The 2,190-nt window shown below is 70.7% G+C and carries 2 protein-coding genes; both read right to left on the bottom strand.

Annotated elements, in window-relative coordinates; genetic code table 11:
* The coding region (locus tag AB0H32_RS48095; RefSeq protein ID WP_361136016.1) for a thiamine pyrophosphate-binding protein at nt 1-279 on the bottom strand (279 nt) is incomplete at its 3' end.
* A gap of 48 nt (nt 280-327) precedes the next feature.
* Nucleotides 328-1,812 (bottom strand): UbiD family decarboxylase, encoded by a 1,485-nt coding sequence (locus tag AB0H32_RS48090; RefSeq protein WP_361136014.1) that lies wholly within the window; start codon nt 1,810-1,812, stop codon nt 328-330.
* Between the last annotated feature and the right edge of the window lie 378 nt (nt 1,813-2,190).

Raw genomic sequence — 2,190 nt, 5'->3', positions numbered from 1 at the left:
GGCGTGCCGGGCCTCGAGGACCGCGGGGTGCAGATTGGCCGCCGCCGTCCCCGAGGTGCAGGTCACCACTGCTGGGCGGCCACTGGCACGGGCCAGGCCGAGGGCGAGGAACCCCGCGGAGCGCTCGTCGATGCGCACGTGCAGCCTCAGCCGCGGGTGGTGGTAGAGGGCGGTGGCCAGCAGCCCCGAGTGCAGGCCCGGGGAGATGACCGCGTCCGTGACTGAGCACTGGGCGAGTTCGTCGGCCACGACGGCACTGAGCTGGTCGGAGAGGTTCATGGTCTCCCGGTTCTCGTGGAGGCGGTCGGGGGCGCGGACGGCGGACGGTCAGCGGGCCGTGCCGTGCCACAGGGCGAGCGCCCGTTCCTGGACGTGCTCGGGGAAGTTCTGCGCGAAGGCGGTGCTCACCGGGCGGCGCTCCGCGTCCGGCGGCAGCAGGCAGTCGTGGGCCGTCTTGGGTCCGCTCAGCGTGCGGAACTCCTCGGGCGTGTAGTTGATGTGCAGCGGGGTGAACAGCTGGTCCTCGAAGAGGACCTGGCCCACGACGGGATGGCAGCGGGTGGAGACCGCCCAGGACAGGTCACGCAGATCGGTCGGGTCGATGTCGTCGTCGAGGACGAGCACCCGGGTCACCCAGAAGCCGACCTTGGGCCGCAGCACCACGCTCGCGATCGCCCTGGTCAGCATGCGGGTGGTGGTGTGGATGCCACCGCCCCACTGCCGCCACTCGCGGGGCACGGTGACTGCCGCCACCGTGCAGCACGCCTCCGGCACCAGCCACACGGCGCTGACCGGCAGCCCGGCCCGGCGCAGATTGCGCAGCACCTCGGCCGAGTGGGTGGGGCCGACGACGGTGTGCACCTCCTCGACGGGCTTGCCCGCCGACACCACCGGCAGGATCGGGTCGTCGCGGTGGGTGATGGCGCTGATGTGGAACACCGGGCGCGGGCGCGGCTGCCCGGAGATGTAGCCGTAGAACTCCCCCATCGGCCCCTCGGGCAGCGTCTCCTCCAACGACACCGTGCCCTCGACGACGATCTCCGCGTCGGCGGGGACCTCCAGGTCCACGGTCCGGCAGCGCACCACCCGGAGCGGTTCGCCGAACCACGCGCCGAGGAAGCCGGCTTCGTCGCATCCGGACGGCAGCGCCATGCCGCCGGCGAACGGGATGGCGGGATCGCCGCCCTGCACCAGCGCGGCGGGCATCGGCTCGCCGCGCTCCTTCCACCGGGCGTAGATCTTCCCGATGTCCTGCGGCGGATTGATCATGACGGCCATGCGGCGGCCGTCTGCGGCCATGACGCGGGTGATCGCCCAGTTCGTCCAGGAGCCGCCGGGCGTCCGTACGACCATGCTGCCCCAGGTGTTGACGTACCGGCCGGCGTCGCCCGCGTGCACGAGGGGCACCGGGAAGGCGTCCAGTGAGGCGTCCTCGCCGAGCAGCACGTTCTCCTGGCAGGCACTGTCGGGCACGGTGACCGGCGGGACGGGCTCGGCGTCCAGGGCCGTGGCGATCTCCTCGACCAGGTCCAGCGGGCGGGTGTAAGGGTCGAGGCCGAGCGAGAGGGCGACCCGGGCCCAGGGCGCCTGAGGGAGTGAGCTGAGCGCTGCGGGGGCACCCAGGATGCGGCGGCTGGTCCCGTGTCCGCGCAGGCGGGTGAAGAGCTGTGCGGGCAGCCGGTTCTCCACGCCGTGCCGGACGACCGCGCCGACTTCCAGGTGGGGATCGATCTCTTCGTCGAATTCCCGCAGATCACCCAGCTTCCGCAACGCGTCAATGTAGTCCCGCAGGCTGGTCAGGTGTGTCTTCATACCGGATTCGCACCTCGTGGGGCCGCTCGGTTCTCTCCTGCCGTGCCGCGGGGCTTTTACAACATCTCCCGGGTACACTCCAAGTCAATTTTCAGCCAGCGGCCCGCAATTGTCTTCCCTGTGCTGGACCTCCGGCGTTCCCGTGAAATCCCGGGCTTCGGCACGCATTTCAGAGGCTAACGACCCGGTCCCGCGGATCTCAAGATCTCCCGCATTCCCTCAGGAATCCCTCGGGTAAAGTGCCGGATTTCCTGCAGGTGAATCTCCGAGGGCGCGGTGGGCCGCCGCCGCGGCGCCAAGGCGGAAGGGGGGGAGTTGGGTAAAGAACCGTGGGTGGGACCGTAACACACCACAAAGTCGGGGGGGCGGCCGTGGAGC

Source organism: Streptomyces sp. NPDC020362 (assembly GCF_040642095.1).
Lineage (GTDB): Bacteria > Actinomycetota > Actinomycetes > Streptomycetales > Streptomycetaceae > Streptomyces.
The sequence above is the reverse complement of the archived record's forward strand: the minus strand, read 5'-3'. Positions and strand labels throughout refer to the sequence as shown.

Coding starts and splice junctions, on each gene's coding strand:
- AB0H32_RS48090 (WP_361136014.1), bottom strand. CDS start 1,812: ATGAAGACACACCTGACCAGCCTGCGGGACTACATTGACGCGTTGCGG.